Source organism: Stenotrophomonas sp. SMYL86 (assembly GCF_036320025.1).
Lineage (GTDB): Bacteria > Pseudomonadota > Gammaproteobacteria > Xanthomonadales > Xanthomonadaceae > Stenotrophomonas > Stenotrophomonas maltophilia_A.
Map to the genome: position 1 here is coordinate 36337 of NZ_JAWIRU010000009.1, position 857 is coordinate 37193.

Here is an 857-nt window from a genome sequence, read left to right on the forward strand (position 1 = left end):
GGGGGGGGGGGTGCGCCGCGGGGGGGGGGGGCGCGGGGGGGGGGGGGGGGGCCCGGCGGCGCCCCCCCCCCCCCCCCCACTACCGGGGTGCGACCGATCCCGAACCAGCCCAGCGTGACACCACACAGCGGACCGATCAGCAGGGCGAAGGCGAGGGTGCCGAGCCCAACATTGCCGCCCAGCCACCAGCCCAGCAGCAGCACGCTGCCCTCGATCAGGCTGCGCACTTTCCAGATCGGCCAGCCGGTGCGGGCATGCAGGCCGGTCATCAGGCCGTCGCGCGGGCCAGGGCCAAGCCTGGCGCCGATGTACAGGCCGGTGGCCAGCGCGACCAGCAGCATGCCCGCGCAGAACATCGCCAGCTGCCAGCCAAGGCCGACGGCCGGCGGCAGCAGCCATAGCCCGAACTGCGCGGAGGGGCCGATCAGCATCACGTTGAGCACGGTGCCGACACCCGGTTTCTGCCGCAGCGGCCACCACAGCAGCAACACCAGCGCACCGATCACGTTGGTGGCCAGCCCGAACGACAGCGGCGTCTGCGCGGCGATGCCCTGTGACAGGACATCCCAGGGCGCCACGCCGATGGCCGCACGGATCATCAGCGAGGCGCCGAAGCCGTACAGGAACAGGCCGGTGATCAGTTGCAGCAGGCGCAAGGGCAGGGCGGTGGGCATGGCGGTCTCGGGGGAGAGGAATCTGTTTCCACCGTAATCCCGATCCAGTCACTTCCATAGATACAGATGCCGACCAATCCGCCGCTACAGTGTCGTCGAGCGTGCTCGACTGCTCCTGATGAATCAGTCGAGCCCCCCCGACGCGACGTACAGAACCCACGGCCCGGCCAGGGGACGGCTGTA

General features: G+C 70.7%; 1 pseudogene. It reads right to left on the bottom strand.

Features of this window, described 5'->3' with window-relative positions:
• Positions 1 to 77 precede the first annotated feature (77 nt).
• Positions 78 to 674: pseudogene (locus tag V3B64_RS11515) on the bottom strand (hypothetical protein); the annotation flags it as partial.
• Positions 675 to 857: the final 183 nt, after the last annotated feature.